The organism is Mesorhizobium shangrilense (assembly GCF_040537815.1).
Taxonomy (GTDB): Bacteria; Pseudomonadota; Alphaproteobacteria; order Rhizobiales; family Rhizobiaceae; genus Mesorhizobium; species Mesorhizobium shangrilense.
The window spans coordinates 3,635,027-3,650,180 of record NZ_JBEWSZ010000001.1 but is presented as its reverse complement, the minus strand read 5'-3'; the positions used below and the strand labels follow the sequence as shown (position 1 = coordinate 3,650,180).

Annotated in this window: 12 protein-coding genes; 8 read left to right on the top strand and 4 right to left on the bottom strand. The window is 63.5% G+C overall.

What is annotated here, in order from left to right; translation table 11 throughout:
* Window positions 1–9: 9 nt before the first annotated feature.
* Both ABVQ20_RS17810 and ABVQ20_RS17805 read left to right on the top strand, forming a co-directional pair.
* Window positions 10–843: an ABC transporter ATP-binding protein gene (locus tag ABVQ20_RS17810; protein ID WP_354460817.1), complete on the top strand. Its 834-nt coding sequence runs from the start codon at window positions 10–12 to the stop codon at window positions 841–843.
* Complete coding sequence (locus ABVQ20_RS17805; protein WP_354460816.1) at window positions 840–1,586, top strand: ABC transporter ATP-binding protein; 747 nt, start codon at window positions 840–842, stop codon at window positions 1,584–1,586. The genes ABVQ20_RS17810 and ABVQ20_RS17805 overlap by 4 nt, the downstream gene beginning before the upstream one ends.
* A gap of 30 nt (window positions 1,587–1,616) precedes the next feature.
* Here ABVQ20_RS17805 and ABVQ20_RS17800 read toward each other — a convergent pair whose 3' ends face one another.
* The 3 genes from ABVQ20_RS17800 to ABVQ20_RS17790 are packed head-to-tail and all read right to left on the bottom strand — an operon-like array spanning window position 1,617 to window position 6,837.
* Complete coding sequence (locus ABVQ20_RS17800) at window positions 1,617–4,718, bottom strand: efflux RND transporter permease subunit (protein WP_354460815.1); 3,102 nt, start codon at window positions 4,716–4,718, stop codon at window positions 1,617–1,619.
* Window positions 4,715–5,791, bottom strand: a complete 1,077-nt coding sequence (locus ABVQ20_RS17795) for an efflux RND transporter periplasmic adaptor subunit (RefSeq protein WP_354460814.1) — start codon at window positions 5,789–5,791, stop codon at window positions 4,715–4,717. The genes ABVQ20_RS17800 and ABVQ20_RS17795 overlap by 4 nt, the downstream gene beginning before the upstream one ends.
* Window positions 5,788–6,837: an efflux RND transporter periplasmic adaptor subunit gene (locus tag ABVQ20_RS17790; RefSeq protein WP_354460813.1), complete on the bottom strand. Its 1,050-nt coding sequence runs from the start codon at window positions 6,835–6,837 to the stop codon at window positions 5,788–5,790. The genes ABVQ20_RS17795 and ABVQ20_RS17790 overlap by 4 nt, the downstream gene beginning before the upstream one ends.
* Window positions 6,838–7,189: 352 nt before the next feature.
* Between ABVQ20_RS17790 and ABVQ20_RS17785 the strand changes: the two genes are divergently transcribed.
* Window positions 7,190–8,467, top strand: coding sequence for a 4-aminobutyrate--2-oxoglutarate transaminase (locus ABVQ20_RS17785; RefSeq protein WP_354460812.1), 1,278 nt, complete (start codon window positions 7,190–7,192; stop codon window positions 8,465–8,467).
* Window positions 8,468–8,563: 96 nt separating this feature from the next.
* Here the strand turns inward: ABVQ20_RS17785 and ABVQ20_RS17780 are convergent, their stop codons facing one another.
* Window positions 8,564–9,805 (bottom strand): NAD(P)/FAD-dependent oxidoreductase, encoded by a 1,242-nt coding sequence (locus ABVQ20_RS17780; RefSeq protein ID WP_354460811.1) that lies wholly within the window; start codon window positions 9,803–9,805, stop codon window positions 8,564–8,566.
* 497 nt (window positions 9,806–10,302) lie between these two features.
* On the opposite strand from ABVQ20_RS17780, the gene ABVQ20_RS17775 reads away from it, so the two are divergent.
* The 5 genes from ABVQ20_RS17775 (at window position 10,303) to ABVQ20_RS17755 (ending at window position 15,143) form a co-directional block, all read left to right on the top strand.
* Window positions 10,303–11,592, top strand: coding sequence for an imelysin family protein (locus ABVQ20_RS17775; RefSeq protein ID WP_354460810.1), 1,290 nt, complete (start codon window positions 10,303–10,305; stop codon window positions 11,590–11,592).
* A 95-nt stretch (window positions 11,593–11,687) separates the two neighbouring features.
* The gene (locus ABVQ20_RS17770) at window positions 11,688–11,999 is read left to right on the top strand and encodes a (2Fe-2S)-binding protein (RefSeq protein ID WP_354460809.1); all 312 of its coding nucleotides are present in this window, start codon (window positions 11,688–11,690) and stop codon (window positions 11,997–11,999) included.
* Window positions 11,965–12,450: a bacterioferritin gene (gene bfr, locus ABVQ20_RS17765; protein WP_354460808.1), complete on the top strand. Its 486-nt coding sequence runs from the start codon at window positions 11,965–11,967 to the stop codon at window positions 12,448–12,450. Before ABVQ20_RS17770 ends, bfr begins: the two co-directional genes overlap by 35 nt.
* Window positions 12,451–12,462: 12 nt before the next feature.
* A complete protein-coding gene (locus ABVQ20_RS17760) occupies window positions 12,463–14,070 on the top strand; it encodes a di-heme oxidoreductase family protein (protein WP_354460807.1) in 1,608 nt (535 codons plus the stop codon).
* A complete protein-coding gene (locus ABVQ20_RS17755) occupies window positions 14,070–15,143 on the top strand; it encodes an imelysin family protein (protein WP_354460806.1) in 1,074 nt (357 codons plus the stop codon). The genes ABVQ20_RS17760 and ABVQ20_RS17755 overlap by 1 nt, the downstream gene beginning before the upstream one ends.
* The last annotated feature ends 11 nt before the right edge of the window (window positions 15,144–15,154 follow it).

The window sequence follows — 15,154 nt, the reverse complement described above, 5'->3', positions numbered from 1 at the left end:
CGGCGACCAATGAGCACGCTTCTCGACGTCGACGATCTGCGCGTCACATTTCCCACCCGCACCGGCCTGATCGAGGCGGTGCGTGGCGTCTCCTTCTCGCTCGGCCGCGAGCGGCTCGGCATCGTCGGCGAATCCGGTTCCGGCAAGTCGCAGACCGGCCGCGCCATCATGGGCCTGACGCCGCCGCAGGCCAGGATATCGGCCAACAAGCTCGCCTTCGACGGCATCGACCTGTTGGCGGCATCGCCGCGCGAACGGCGGGCGCTGCGTGGAAAACGCATCGCCATGATCCTGCAGGATCCGAAATATTCACTCGATCCGGTGATGAGCATTGGCCGCCAGATCGTCGAGACGCTGCGTACGCATGAGAAGGTCGGCAAGGCCGAGGCGCGCGACAGGGCGCTGGCCATGCTGGAAGCCGTGCAGATCCGCGACCCCGGCCGTGTCTTCGACCTGCACCCGCACGAGGTCTCCGGCGGCATGGGTCAGCGCGCCATGATCGCCATGATGTTGATCGCCGGACCGGAGATGATGATCGCCGACGAGCCGACCTCGGCGCTCGACGTCACCGTGCAGCTCGACGTGCTCGGCATCCTCGACAAGCTGGTCAGCGAGCGCGGCATGGGGCTGATCTTCATCTCGCATGATCTGCGTCTGGTCTCGTCCTTCTGCGACCGGGTCATCGTCATGTATGCCGGCAAGGTGGTCGAGCAGCTCAAGGCGTCGGAGCTTGGCCGCGCGCAGCATCCCTATACGCGCGGTCTGCTCAACTGCATGCCCAGGATCGACGACGACCGTCACCCGCTGCCGGTGCTCGACCGCAAGCCGGAGTGGGCGGCATGAGCGCGGCTCTTGTCGTGGACGGGCTGGAAGTGCTCTTCGACCGGTTTCGCGCGCTGAAAGGCGTCAGCCTCGAGGTGCAGTCGGGAGAATCCTTTGGACTCGTCGGCGAGTCCGGATCCGGCAAGTCGACGCTGCTGCGGGCCATTGCCGGTCTCGCGCCGGTCGCCTCGGGCAGCATCACCGTCAGCGGCAAACGCCTTGGCGCACGGCGCGACAAGGCCTTTTACCGCGAAGTGCAGATGGTCTTCCAGGACCCGTACGGTTCGCTCCATCCGCGCCAGACGGTCGACCGCCTGCTGCAGGAACCGCTCGCCATCCATGGTTTTGCCGACGGCGAAAAGCGCATCCAGCGGGCGCTGGACGAGGTTGGCTTGGGCAATGGCTTCCGCTTCCGCTATTCGCACCAATTGTCGGGCGGCCAGCGCCAGCGCGTGGCGATCGCGCGCGCCCTGATCCTGGAACCGTCGATCCTGCTGCTCGACGAGCCGACCTCGGCGCTCGACGCGTCCGTGCAGGCGGAGGTGCTCAACCTGCTCGAGGAAATCCGTCGCCGGCGCAAGCTGACCTTCCTGATGGTCAGCCACGACCTCGCCATCATCACCCATATGTGCGAACGGCTGATGGTGATGCAGAATGGCGAGGCGGTCGAGAATCTGACGGCGGACGATCTTGTCGAGCGTCGCGTGACCAAGGATTACACGCGCAACCTCTTAAGGGCCAGCGACGGGTTTGTGCGGGCGTAGTTCGGGAACTCGGCGATCGTGTTTCGCAGCTCAGGCTGCCCCACCTTCGGGCACAGATTCCCCTTGCGCGCCTTCGCTATCCTGCCTCTCCTTCGGCTCCTTGATCCGGAACCAAGCCACATAAAGCGCCGGCAGGAACAAGAGCGTGATCGCCGTGCCGGCAATGATGCCGCCCATCATGGCGAAGGCCATAGGCGCCCAGAACACTTCGCGCGCGATCGGGATCAGCGCCAGGCTGGCGGCGGCGGCCGTCAGCGCGATCGGCCGCATGCGGTGTTCGGTGGCCTCGATCACGGCCGTCCAGCGGTCCTTGCCCTCGGCGACGAGGTGCTCGATCTGCACGATCAGGATGACCGAGTTGCGGATCAGGATGCCGATCAGCGCCAGCACGCCGAGGATGGCGACGAAGCCGAGCGGCGCACCGCTGGGCAACAGTGCGGCGACCACGCCGATCAGCCCGAGCGGCGCCACGGCCACGACCAGGAACAGGCGCTGGAAGCTTTGCAACTGGATCATCAGGATCGTCGCCATCAGGAACAGCATCAACGGCACCACGGCCGCGATCGGCCCTTGGCTTTTGGCGCTTTCCTCAACCGTTCCGGCGGTGGCGACGGCGTAGCCGACCGGCAGCTTGGCGATGAAGGCGTCGACCGAGGGTTTCAGTTCCTTGTCCACCGTGGCCGGCAGCGCGTCGCCGACCATTCCGGCGAGCACGGTGACGGTCGGCACGCGGTCGCGCCGCCACACGGTCGGCTGTTCCATTTCGTAGTGGAAGTTCGCAACGGAGGCGAGCGGGATCGATTCGCCGTTGCCGGTCGGCAATTGCATGTTCTGCAGCGTCTCGATCGAGCCGCGCTCGGCGGCACTCGACCGGGCGATGACGTTGATCAAATAGGTGGCGTCGCGCACCTGGGTGATGGTGACGCCGCCGACGACGAGGTTCATCGCGCTGGCGATATCCGACGATGTGATGCCAAGCTGGCGCGCCTTGTCCTGCAGCACGTCCACCTTCAGCATCCGCGCCGGCTCGTTCCAGTCGAAGGTCGGCGCGCCCAGCTTCGGATTGGCCGAGATAACGCCGGCCAGTTGCTGGGACAGCGTCCTTACCGTTTGAACGTCGGGGCCACTGACGCGATATTGCACCGGCCGGCCCACGGGTGGTCCGAGTTCAAGCGTCTTGACGAAGGCATCGGTGCCGACGAAATCCTCGCGCAGCAGCTTCTCGATGGCAGCCTGCACCCGGTTGCGGGCCTCGATGTTCTTGGTGACGATGACGGTCTGGCCGAAATAGGGATTGGCCGGCTGCACGTCATAGGCCAGCACGAAGCGCACCGCGCCTTGGCCGATATAGGAACTCCAGTGGTCGATGTCGGGATTGCCGGCGAGAGCTGTCTTTTCGAAGCGCTCCATCTGGTCGCGCGTCTCGGTGATCGAACTGTTCTGCGGCAGGTTCCAGTCGACGATGAGCTCAGGCCGATCCGACGACGGGAAGAACTGCTGCTGGACATGGCCCATGCCGACGATCGACGCGCCAAACAGCAGGATCGTCGCGATGACGGTGAGCCAATGATGCCGCACCGATCCGATGAGGACGGTACGGAACATCGAGCTGAAGCGTCCGGGTTTGTCCTGGTGCTTGTGCTTCATCGTCGCCGGCAGGATGGTGACGCCGAGCAACGGCGCAAAAAGCACCGCCACGATCCAAGAGACCAGCAGGGACACGGCAATGACGACGAACAGCGTGTAGGTGTATTCGCCGGCGGAGCTGCTGTTGAGGCCGATGGGAATAAAGCCGGTGACGGTCACCAGCGTTCCCGTCAGCATCGGGAACGCCGTCGACGTGTAGACATAGGTCGCTGCCTTGCGCAGCGTGTCGCCGGCCTCCAGCCGCGCCACCATCATCTCCACCGCGATCATGGCGTCATCGACGAGAAGGCCGAGCGCAATGATCAGCGCACCCAGCGAAATGCGCTGCAGCGAGATGCCGAGATAGTCCATGAACAGGAAGGTGATGGCCAGCACCAGCGGGATCGACAGCGCCACGACGAAGCCGGCACGCAAGCCCAGGCTGATGAAGGAGACGGCCAGCACGATAGCCACCGCCTCGAACAATGCGCGGGTGAAGCCCGAAACGGCTTCCTCGACGATCACCGGCTGGTCGGCGACCAGATGGACCCCTACACCGACCGGCAGGTCGGCGACGATCCTGTTTATTTCGGCCTGCAGCGCCTTGCCGAATTCGAGCACGTTGGCGTTGGGCTTCATGCCGATGGCGAGCCCGATGGCATCCTCGCCGTTGAAGCGGAACAGCGCTGTCGGCGGATCGGCATAGCCGCGGGTGATCGTCGCCACGTCGCTCAGCCGGAAGAACCGGTCGTTGACGCGCAGATTGATGGCGCGCAGGCTCTCTTCTGAGGTGAACTGGCCGCTGACGCGCACACTGATGCGCTCCGGTCCGGTCTGGATGACGCCGGACGGCGCGATCGCGTTCTGGGCTTGCAGGCTCGCCACGATCGCCTGCTGGTTCAGGCCCAGCGCCGCGATCTGGCGGGTCGAGAATTCGAGATATATAGCCTCGTCCTGCGCGCCGATCAGGTCGACCTTGCCGGCGTTCGGCACGGCCAGGATCCTGGTGCGGGCGTCCTCGACATAGTCGCGCAGCTGGCGCAGGGTCAGCCCGTCGGCGGTGAAAGCGTAGATATTGCCGAACACGTCGCCGAAATTGTCGTTGAAGAACGGACCCTGCACGCCCTCCGGAAACTGCGGGCGGATGTCGTTGATCATGTTGCGGACACGGACCCATGTCGGGACCAAGTCACGCGCCTTGGTGGATGGCTTCAGGTTGACGAAGATGATTGTCTGGCCGGCCGTGGTGACGGACTTGGAGTAGTCGAGGCTGTCCAGTTCCTCCAGCTTCTTCTCGATGCGGTCGGTCACCTGGCTCAGCGTGTCGTCCACCGAGGCGCCCGGCCAGTTGGCCTGGATCAGCATCGTCTTGATGGTGAAGTCAGGGTCTTCCTCGCGGCCGAGATTGAGGTAGGCCGAGACGCCGGCCACGACGAAGACCAGCATGAAATACCAGACCAGCGAACGGTGGCTGAGCGCCCAGTCGGAGAGGTTGAAGCCCTTCACTTGGCGGCTCCTTCAAGGATCTTGACCGTCTCGCCATCGGTGAGGCTGTGGATGCCGGCGGTGACCAAGCGCATCCCCGCATCGAGCCCCGAGGCGACGGTGAAGGAATTCGCGTTGCGGTCGCCGACCTTGATGTCGCGCAGATGCACGGCAAGGGATTGCGGGTCGACGATCCACACCTGCTGGCCGCCGTCTTTCTCGAGCAGAGCCGACAGCGGCAGCTCGATGATCGGATCGATCGCCGTCACACGGGTTGCCGTCACAGTAGAGCCAAGTCGGAATGCCGTTGGCGCGTCGAGCAGTGTCAGCCGCACGCGCCGGGTCCTGGTCGAGCTGTCGGCCTGCGGGGCAATCTCGCGTAGTTTGGCCTGTGTGCGGATCGAGGGCGCCGACTGCAGGATGATTTCGAACCCAGTGCCTGCCGAAAGGTCGCCCGTCAGCCGGTCAGGGATATCGACCACCGCCTCGCGCACGTCGGAGCGAGCGACGGTCAACACTGTCTGGCCGGCGGCCACGGTCTGCCCGACCTCGGCGCTCACCGCCGTGACGACACCGTCGAAATCCGAAAACAGCCGGGCGTAGCCAAGCTGCTCTTCCGATCTTGCCAGTGCCGCCTTGGCGCGCTCGACATCGGCTTGCGCCGCTTGCCGCGCCTGCAGAGCAGCGTCGTAGGTGGCCTGCGAAGTGTTCTTGTCGGCAAGCAGCGCGCGCTGGCGCTCCTCGCTGCCCGCGGCGTTGGTGAATTCGGCCTGGGCGTTCGACAGGCCGGCCTTGGCTCCCTGCACGGCAAGCTCCAGCGCCGTCGGGTCGAGCGTGGCGATCGTCGTGCCCCTGGTGACGAGATCGCCGACATTGACGTCGCGTGTGACGATGCGGCCGAGAAGGCGGAATGCGAGGTTGGCGCTGAATTCCGGCTCGATGGCGCCGGCAAAGCCGAGCGTCTGGCTGGTCCGGGGTTGGACGACCACCGAAAGCACCGGCCTGATGATCTCCGGCGTCTTTTCCGGCTCGGCCGAACAGGCGGCGAGGAAGACCAGCACCGACAGTCCGAGTGCGCGTGACTGCCGGCTCATTGCTCGGTCTCCCCGGCGATCTCGACGACTGCGCCGGGACTGAGCAACTGGCCGCCGGCGGTGACGACGTGTTGTCCGGCTTCGAGCCCCTTGTTGACGACGATGACGCCGGAATCATAGGCCAGGATGTCGACAGGTACCACGGTGACGGCCTTGGACGCCGGGTCGACGAGCCAGACCGCCGGTGTCCCGGCGCTGGAGGTCAGCGCTTGCCACGGCAGGATCATGGCCTTGACCGGCCTGGCGCCGACGGAGCCGGTGACGGCGGCGCCAAGCGGCATGGCGGCGGGTGTATTGGGGATGGCGACCTTCACGCGAACCGATGCGGAAGCAGGATCGACGACCGGTGAAATCTCGCGCACCATGCCTGTCGCCTTGACGGCCGGATCGGACACCAGCGTGACGGACACCGGCGGCGGCGCTGTCGAACTGCCGGCGACTAGTGTTTCAGGGACGTTGAAGACCGCGTCGCGGTCGCCGTCCTCGGCAACGGTGAAGACGGTTTGCGCCGCCTGTACCACCTGGCCGGCTTCCACCATGCGCGCGGTGACGATGCCAGGCCTGGTCGACCGCAATTCGGTGAAGGACAGGTTGTCCTTTGCATTGTCCAGCGCGCTTTGCGCCTGTTGCACGCTGCCTTGCGCCACACTTTGCGCCTGGTCCGCCGCGTCGTAGTCGCGTCGCGTGGTGAAACCCTTGGCAAGCAGCGTCTTTTGCCGCGCGAACGCGGCGGCGGCCTGCGTCAGTTGCGCCTGGGCCGCATCGAGATCGGCCTGCGCCGAGCGCAGGTCCGATTCCTGTTCCTGCGGATCGATGCGCGCCAGCAAGGTGTCCTTGTCGATATGCTGACCGATCTCCACGAACCGTTCGGCGATACGGCCGCCGACCCGGAAGGACAGGTTGTTCAGCGTCCGCGCCGCGATCACGCCGGTCAACGATGTGGTCGGCGCATAATCGGAGACCTTCACTTCTTCGGCGCGCACCATGATCGGCAGTTTGTGCGCAGCCGCCTCCTGCTTCTGGCAACCGGCAAGGAGAAATGTCATCAGGGAGCAGGCCAGAATGGTGGACGCTGTCTGCAACGGCAAATGTCTGGGGGCTTTGTGCGATGGCTGCGGGGCGGACGATGTCGCGTTCCAGCTCATGGCTTCCCTCGCCGGGCGCGACTGTCCTGACGGTAACGCGTTGCAGGCTGCACGAAGATAATCGATCCCCACAAAAAAGGGAACCTCTCTCGTACGCGTATCGGCCGACTGGCTAGGACCTCGCGGGACCATTGCCGGACGACAGGCCCAATCGCCTCCCGGTGGTGCCGACTTGAGGAAAATATGAAATAAGGTCAGAAGACTTCCCGGCAGCCATCAAACGAGAACGGGCGACAGCCTGACGAGGGATAAAATGAAGAATTCAGCCATTTCCGAACGCAAGAACCAGTCGATTTCGCGCGGCGTCGGAATGACCACGCAGATCTACGCCGAAAAGGCCGAAAACTCCGAAATATGGGATGTTGAGGGCCGTCGCTACATCGACTTCTCGTCCGGCATTGCCGTGGTCAACACCGGCCATCGCCACCCCAAGGTGATCGAGGCGGTCAAGGCGCAGCTCGACCGCTTCACCCACACCTGCCACCAGGTTGTGCCCTATGAAAGCTATGTGCGGCTGGCCGAACGGCTGAACGCCATGCTGCCCGGCAAGTTCGAGAAGAAGACCATCTTCGTCACGACCGGCGCCGAGGCGGTCGAGAACGCCATCAAGATCGCCCGCAACGCCACCGGCCGCCAGGCCGTCATCGCCTTTGGCGGCGGCTTCCATGGCCGCACCTTCATGGGCATGGCGCTGACCGGCAAGGTCGTGCCTTACAAAGTCGGCTTCGGCGCCATGCCGGGCGACGTCTACCACGTGCCGTTCCCCGTGCCGCTGCATGGTGTCTCGGTCGCCGATTCGCTGGCAGCGCTGGACAAGCTGTTCAAGGCGGATGTCGATCCGGCCCGCGTCGCAGCGATCATCATCGAGCCTGTGCAGGGTGAGGGCGGCTTCTACGACGCGCCGCGTGAACTCCTGACCGCGCTGCGCAAGCTCTGCGACCAGCACGGCATGCTTCTGATCGCCGACGAAGTGCAGACCGGCTTTGCTCGTACGGGCAAGATGTTTGCGATGGATCACCATGACGTGGCGGCCGACATCACCACCATGGCCAAGAGCCTGGCTGGCGGCTTCCCCTTGGCCGCGGTCACCGGTCGCGCCGAGATCATGGATGCTCCCGCCCCCGGCGGGCTCGGCGGCACCTATGGCGGCAGCCCGATCGGCGTCGCCGCCGCGCATGCGGTGCTCGATGTGATCGAAGACGAGAAGCTCTGCGATCGGGCCAACACGCTGGGTGCAAGGCTGAAGCAGCGGCTGCAGTCGATCCGTGACGACGTGCCCGAGATCGTCGACATCAGGGGCCTCGGCTTCATGAACGCGGTCGAGTTCAACGACGTCAAGAAGGGCCTGCCGTCGGCCGAGATCGCCAATGCGATCCGGTTGAAGGCGCTCGACAAGGGGCTGATCCTGCTGACCTGCGGCGTCTATGGCAACGTCATCCGCTTCCTCGCGCCGATCACCATCCAGGACAACGTCATGAACGAGGCGCTCGACATTCTGGAAAGCTCGATCCGCGAAGTCTGCGCCGCCTGATCATGGATGTCGGCTCGAGCGGTTCTGGCAAGGAACCGCTCACCGATATCCATAGGGTCGGGTTTTCGAGCCGACCGAGACGCTTTGTTCCGAAGCCTAGGCTGGCGTCTTTGGCTGGAAGGCGGCAAGCGCCGCCTTCAGTCCATCCGGTCCTGTCGCCACCGTTTCCGGCGTCGGCGAGAAGCCGGCGCCGAGCATCTTGCGGCCAAGCATGTGATCGCCCGGACGGTTGACCGATTCGATGCCGAGCAGCCGGTTCCCCGCATAATGGTAGATCGAGAACTTGTTGTCGGGCAGGTCGCCCAGCACGACATGGCTGTCGCCACCGGCGGTCAGGCCGACCATCTGCAGCTTCATGTCGCCAATGTCGGACCAGAACCACGGCACCGCTGAAAAAGCGTCGGCGTGGCCGGCAATCGTTCTTGCGGCAAGCCGCGCCTGGTCCGTGGCGTTCTGCACCGATTCCAGCCGCACGTCAGTGCTGGTGAACCAGTGCCGGTAAGAGGCAGTGTCGCCGATCGCGAGAATCTCCGGCACCGAACTGCGCATCTGGTGATCGACACGGATGCCGTTGGCGACGGCGAGGCCGGCGGCTTCAGCCAGTTCGACATTCGGCACGGCGCCGATGCCGACGATGACCATGCGCGCCGGCAACCTTTCGCCGGCTGAGGTGATCGCGGCCACGACATGGCCGTTTTCGCCTTCCAGCCGTGCGATCGAGGTGCCGGTAAGGATGCGCACGCCGGTTGCTTCCAGCCGTTGGCGGACATGGCTGGCCACCACCGGCGCCACCGCGCGGCCGAGCAGGCGGTCCACCGCCTCGACCACTGTCACCGTGCGGCCGGCTGCCCGCAGCGTGGCGGCGATTTCCAACCCGATGAAGCCGCCGCCGAGAATGACGACTTCGTCGCTCTGCGCGCTGAGGTCACGGATCAGCCGAGCGTCATTGAGCGAGCGCAGCGACAGCACGCCCGAAAGCTCCGAGCCGGGCAAGGCGAGTGTGCGCGGACGAGACCCTGTCGCAAGGATCAGGTGGTCGAAGGCCAATGAACCGCCGCCCGCGATCTCCAGGCTTCGGTTGCCGGCATCAATCCGCTCGATCCGCACACCCGGCCGGAAATCGATGATGCTGCCCGTGTAGAAGGCCTCGCCGCGCAGTGGCTGCGGCTTTGCCTCGGCATCCTTGATGAAGGTCTTCGACAGCGGCGGCTTGTGGTAGGGCAGGTCCTTCTCGTCGCCGATCAGGACCACCGGCCCGTCATAGCCTTCCTCGCGCAAACTCGCGGCCGCCTGCACGCCCGCATGACCCGCACCGACAATGACAACACCGTTCTTCATCGAAAGCCCAATTCCTGTTTCCGAAGTCTAAAGCGCGTCGCGTTCTGGTTTTATGCATGTCGCTATCCCAAAACCGCTGCGCACTTTTGGACGACATGCATTAAAAGGTTTTCGCCAGATCAGGATTGTCCGGCGCCGTCGCGGGACGGCATTTGCCGGTCGCACCCGGAATGGCTGATGTCAATTGCCACGTCTGGCGGCAAGTCGGTCCACAGCCAGGCGTAAAGTTGAGCGTCATAGTTTAGAATAATTCTAAACTATTGTTTCAATTGGCTTTTCCTGTCGATTTCTATTGACTTCCAGCAGCGCCGAAGCTTTATGGAAACTCGCGCATTAGCGCATCCCTTTGATGTCTGGGCCTTGAACCCGTTCGATTGGAGGCATTTTTGGTGTCTTACTTCCGTGAACCGCGCGATGGCGCGGCATGTTTTGCGCATATGGCCCGGCGCCGATTGCCGCGCGCGCAGTTTATAGAATTTCCCAACCGGAGAGCGATAATGACAGCACGATATGGCAGCAGGCTTGCGGCGATCGGTGCCACGGCGCTGCTGACAGCAGCGGTGTTCGTGCTGCCTGCCAAGGCGGAAACCGATGCGAAGGCGGTCATCAAGACCTATTCCGACATCGCGCTCGCCAAGTATGAGGATTCGCTGACCACGGCGAAGGCGCTGGACAAGGCGGTCGATGCGTTGATTGCCAAGCCGTCGGCCGAGACGCTCGACGCCGCGCGTGATGCCTGGAAGGCGGCGCGCGTTCCCTACCAGCAGACCGAAGTCTACCGTTTCGGCAACAAGATCGTCGACGACTGGGAAGGCAAGGTGAATGCCTGGCCTCTGGACGAGGGCCTGATCGATTATGTCGCCAAGAGCTATGGCACCGAGTCGGATGCGAATTCGCTCTATACAGCCAATGTCATCGCCAACAAGTCGATCGAGATCAATGGCAAGAAGGTCGATGCCACGAAGCTGACGCCGGAATTCCTGTCCGGCACATTGCAGGAAGCTGGCGGCATCGAAGCCAATGTCGCCACCGGCTATCACGCCATCGAATTCCTGCTCTGGGGCCAGGACCTGCATGGCACTGGTCCGGGCGCTGGCGAGCGGCCCTATACGGATTATGATCTCCAGAACTGCACCGGCGGCAATTGCGATCGCCGCGCCCAGTATCTGAAGTCGGCCAGCGACCTTCTGGTGTCTGATCTCCAGGAGATGGTCAACGATTGGAAAGAAGGCGGCGCCGCGCGCAAGAACCTTGTCGATGGCGAGCCGAATACCGGCATCTCGACGATCTTCACCGGGATGGGGTCGCTCTCCTACGGCGAGGTTGCTGGCCAACGCATGAAACTGGGTCTGATGCTGCATGATCCGGAGGAGGAGCACGACTGCTTCTCCGACAACACCTACAACTCCCATCTTTATGACGCGATCGGCATCCGGGCCGCATATCATGCCAGCTATACGCGCCTCGACGGCACTGTCGTCTCAGGCCCTTCGGTGTCCGACATGGTCAAGGCAGTCGATCCGGCCGTCGACAAGGAGCTGTCGAAGAAGCTGGACGTCACCGTCGCCAAGATGGAGGCGATCAAAGCCCGGGCGCTGGCCGGTGAAGCCTATGATCAGCAGATCGGCGAAGGCAACACGGAAGGCAACGCCACCGTCCAGGCGGCCATCGACGCGCTGGTCGACCATACCAAGTCGATCGAACGTGCTGTCAGCGCGCTGAAGCTCAATGCCATCGCTTTCGAAGGTTCCGACAGCCTCGATGCGCCGGACAAGGTGTTCCAGTAAGGGCGAACCCCCCGGCATGATCTTGAAACGGTCGTGCCCGATGAAGATTTAAGCCACACGGCGAGGAGGACGCGCCGTCAGCCAGAGCCAAGTCAATGCTGATCTGCCATTGCAACATCATCACCGAGAAGGAAATCGAGCAGACGATCGTCGGACTGCTGGATATGGATCCCTGGCAGCTCATCGTGCCGGCAAAAATCTACCATGCCATGCAAAAGCGCGGTCGCTGTTGCGGCTGCTTCCCAAATGTGGTGGAAACGATCATTCGGGTAACCGAAAATTACCACGCCCGCTCGGAGGTGAGCGGCGTGGATATCGTTTCACACTTGGATCGCGTCAGAGGCCTGCGCGTCCAATACGGGAGCAGAACCCATGAAAGGCGAAAGGCAGATCATCGAGCGGCTTAACGAGGCTCTGTTTCTGGAGCTCGGAGCCGTCAACCAGTACTGGGTGCATTTCCGGCTCCTGGAAGACTGGGGATACGCCAAGCTGGCGAAGAAGGAACGCGCTGAGTCAATCGAGGAGATGCACCACGCCGACAAGCTTATTGCCCGCATCATCTTCCTCGAAGGCCATCCGAACCTGCAGTCCGTGGCGCCGTTGCGCATCGGGCAGAATGTGAAGGAAGTGCTCGAATCCGACCTTGCCGGCGAATATGACGCGCGCACCGCCTACAAGCGCTCGCGCGAGATCTGCAACGAAGGCGGCGACTACGTGACGATGAAACTGTTCGAGGAGTTGCTGGCCGACGAGGAGGGCCATATCGACTTCCTCGAGACCCAGCTCGACCTGCTCGCCTCGATTGGCGAGGAAAAGTATGGCCAGCTCAACGCCGCATCGGCGGACGAGGCGGAGTAAGGACATGCCGGAATGCGGCGCACCATAGATATTTCGCGCCGACTGCGGCGGGCCGGATGCGATGGCCTGCCACCCATAGGACCGGGACGGAAAGCGCCGCTTCACGGTCTTTCGTTCGCTTTCATGGTAATGCTTGCTGCCTCTGGCCAGGCTGGCGCACAGGAGCCCGCCGGCCTTTCGCCCAGCCGCGCCGATCTGACGGCCAAGGACAAGGCGCGCGTTCTTGCCGTTACCAGGCCGGCCACCGATTTCTCCAAGCCCGAACAATTCGAGCCGATGCCAGGCGGCGCCGGCACCTCGAGAAAGGATGTCAATCGTGACTCCTTCTCGCAATCGTCAGCCAACATCACGTTCGAGGAAGAGGGCACCTTCAAGCTCGGCAATGGCTTCTTCACCAAGGTCTGGGTGTCCTCACCGTCTTCGACCCAGGCCTCGGATGGCCTTGGTCCACTGTTCAACGCCCGCGCGTGTCAAAGTTGCCATCTGAAGGACGGCCGCGGTCATCCGCCGGAAGGCAGCGCCGACGCGACCTCGATGTTCCTGCGATTGGCGCGGGCGGCCAGCACCGAGGAAGAGAAGGCTGAGGTCGCCGACCACCGGGTGTTGAATTTTCCGGACCCGACCTATGGCAGCCAGCTGCAGGATCTTGCCGTGCCCGGCCTTGCCGGCGAAGGCCGCATGCGCATCACCTATAAGGAGCGCAAGGTGACGCTCGGCGATGGCAGTGTCGTTTCATTGCGCAAGCCGAGCTATGCGGTCGACGATCTGGCTTATGGACCGCTGGACCCGCGCACCACGCTGTCGCCGCGCGTGACACCGCAGATGATCGGCCTTGGCCTCATCGAACAGATCCACCCTGCCGATATCCTGGCACGCGCCGATCCGGATGATCGCGACGGCGACGGTATTTCCGGCAAGCCCAGCATCGTACGCGATGGCAAGACCGGCGAACTGACGCTCGGTCGCTTCGGCTGGAAGGCGCAGACACCGTCAATCCGCGAGCAATCGGCCGACGCTTTCGCTGGCGATCTCGGTATCTCGACACCGGAAGTGCCAAGGCACTGGGGGGATTGCACTGCGGCCCAGGAAGCGTGCCTGGCCATGCCCAATGGCGTGCAGGAGCGCCTCGGCCCTGTCGAGGCGCCGCCGCCGATCATGGATCTGGTCACCTTCTATTCACAGAACCTTGCCGTGCCGGCCCGCCGCGATACCGGCAAGCCGGAGGTTCTGGCCGGCAAGCAGGTTTTCTACGATCTCGGTTGCGTTTCCTGCCATACGCCGAAATTCGTTACCCGCCGCGATGCGCCCAACAAGGCCCAGGCATTCCAGCTGATCTGGCCGTATTCGGATTTTCTGTTGCACGACATGGGCGATGGGCTGGCTGACGGCCAGCAGGTTGGCGACGCCACAGGCAATGAATGGCGCACGCCGCCGCTATGGGGCACCGGCCTGACCCAGACGGTCAACGGCCATACGTTCTTCCTGCACGACGGGCGCGCGCGCAATCTGACCGAGGCCATTCTCTGGCATGGCGGCGAGGGGCAGAAGGCCCGTGATGGTTTCGCTGCGGCCAATTCGGCGGACCGGGACGCGCTCGTCAAATTCCTGGAGTCATTGTGATGTCGAAACGCCTTGCGCTCGTCCTGCCTCTGTTTCTGCTCGGCGGTTCGCCCGCACCTGCGGCAGTCGAGGCTTCGCAGGTGATCCAGTCGGCGATTGATGGCTTTGTCCGCCCTGCCTATGCACGCCTGCATGATCATGCGGAGAGCCTGACCAAGGCAATGCACAAGCTTTGCGAGGCACCCTCGCAAGGTGATCTCGATGCCGCCCGCGGCGAGTTCTCGGCCACGGTGGAAGCCTGGTCGACCGTGGAAATCATCCATTTCGGTCCGATCGCCGAAGGCAACAGACTGGAACGCATGCTGTTCTGGCCGGACCGCAAGAGCATCGGCCTGAAGCAGGTGCAGGCTGCGTTGTCGGACAAGGACCCAAGTGCTGCGGATCCGGCTCAATTGGCCGGCAAGAGCGTGGCCATGCAAGGCCTGGGGGCACTGGAGTTCGTGCTTTACGGCGCCGGTGCGGAAACCCTGGTGGGCAAGGACGATCCATATCGCTGCGCCTATGGTGCGGCGATCGCTGGCAATATCGAGACGATGACTGGTGATGTCAGCGCCGCGTGGAACAAACCTGATGGATTCGCGGCACTTTGGGCCAAGCCGGGGCCGCAGAACCCCACTTACCACAATGGCACCGAGGCGGTGACCCAGCTGGTCGGCGTTCTCATCGACGGGTTGGAAATGGTCCGCGACGTTCGCCTCAAGGGATTCTTTGCCGGCAGTCCGGATGCCGGCAAGCCGAAGCAGGCTGTCTATTGGCGCTCCGAAAACACGGGCAGTGCATTGGCCGGGAACCTTGTGGGCATGGATGCCTTGTTCCAGGCCTCGCATCTTGGCGATGCCCTGCCAGCCGATACGCGCTGGATTGCCGACTCGATCCATATCCAGCTTACCAACGGAGCCGCGGCGGCAAAGGCAGTGACGGGCCCAATGGACAGGGCGCTCGCCGATCCGGAGATGCGCAAGAAGCTCGACTATTTCTCCCTGGTGACGACCAGCCTTTCTGGCCTTGTCGGCGAAAAAATCACAGCCGCATTCGATCTGACCGCCGGCTTCTCGTCGCTCGACGGAGACTGAGCATGATCCCG

What these genes read in the sequence shown, in the direction of transcription:
- ABVQ20_RS17790 (WP_354460813.1), bottom strand. Translation starts at nt 6,837, where the DNA reads ATGACATTTCTCCTTGCCGGTTGCCAGAAGCAGGAGGCGGCTGCGCAC.
- ABVQ20_RS17795 (WP_354460814.1), bottom strand. Translation starts at nt 5,791, where the DNA reads ATGAGCCGGCAGTCACGCGCACTCGGACTGTCGGTGCTGGTCTTCCTC.
- bfr (WP_354460808.1), top strand. Translation starts at nt 11,965, where the DNA reads ATGAAAGGCGAAAGGCAGATCATCGAGCGGCTTAACGAGGCTCTGTTT.
- ABVQ20_RS17775 (WP_354460810.1), top strand. Translation starts at nt 10,303, where the DNA reads ATGACAGCACGATATGGCAGCAGGCTTGCGGCGATCGGTGCCACGGCG.
- ABVQ20_RS17755 (WP_354460806.1), top strand. Translation starts at nt 14,070, where the DNA reads ATGTCGAAACGCCTTGCGCTCGTCCTGCCTCTGTTTCTGCTCGGCGGT.
- ABVQ20_RS17805 (WP_354460816.1), top strand. Translation starts at nt 840, where the DNA reads ATGAGCGCGGCTCTTGTCGTGGACGGGCTGGAAGTGCTCTTCGACCGG.
- ABVQ20_RS17810 (WP_354460817.1), top strand. Translation starts at nt 10, where the DNA reads ATGAGCACGCTTCTCGACGTCGACGATCTGCGCGTCACATTTCCCACC.
- ABVQ20_RS17785 (WP_354460812.1), top strand. Translation starts at nt 7,190, where the DNA reads ATGAAGAATTCAGCCATTTCCGAACGCAAGAACCAGTCGATTTCGCGC.
- ABVQ20_RS17770 (WP_354460809.1), top strand. Translation starts at nt 11,688, where the DNA reads ATGCTGATCTGCCATTGCAACATCATCACCGAGAAGGAAATCGAGCAG.
- ABVQ20_RS17760 (WP_354460807.1), top strand. Translation starts at nt 12,463, where the DNA reads ATGCGGCGCACCATAGATATTTCGCGCCGACTGCGGCGGGCCGGATGC.
- ABVQ20_RS17780 (WP_354460811.1), bottom strand. Translation starts at nt 9,805, where the DNA reads ATGAAGAACGGTGTTGTCATTGTCGGTGCGGGTCATGCGGGCGTGCAG.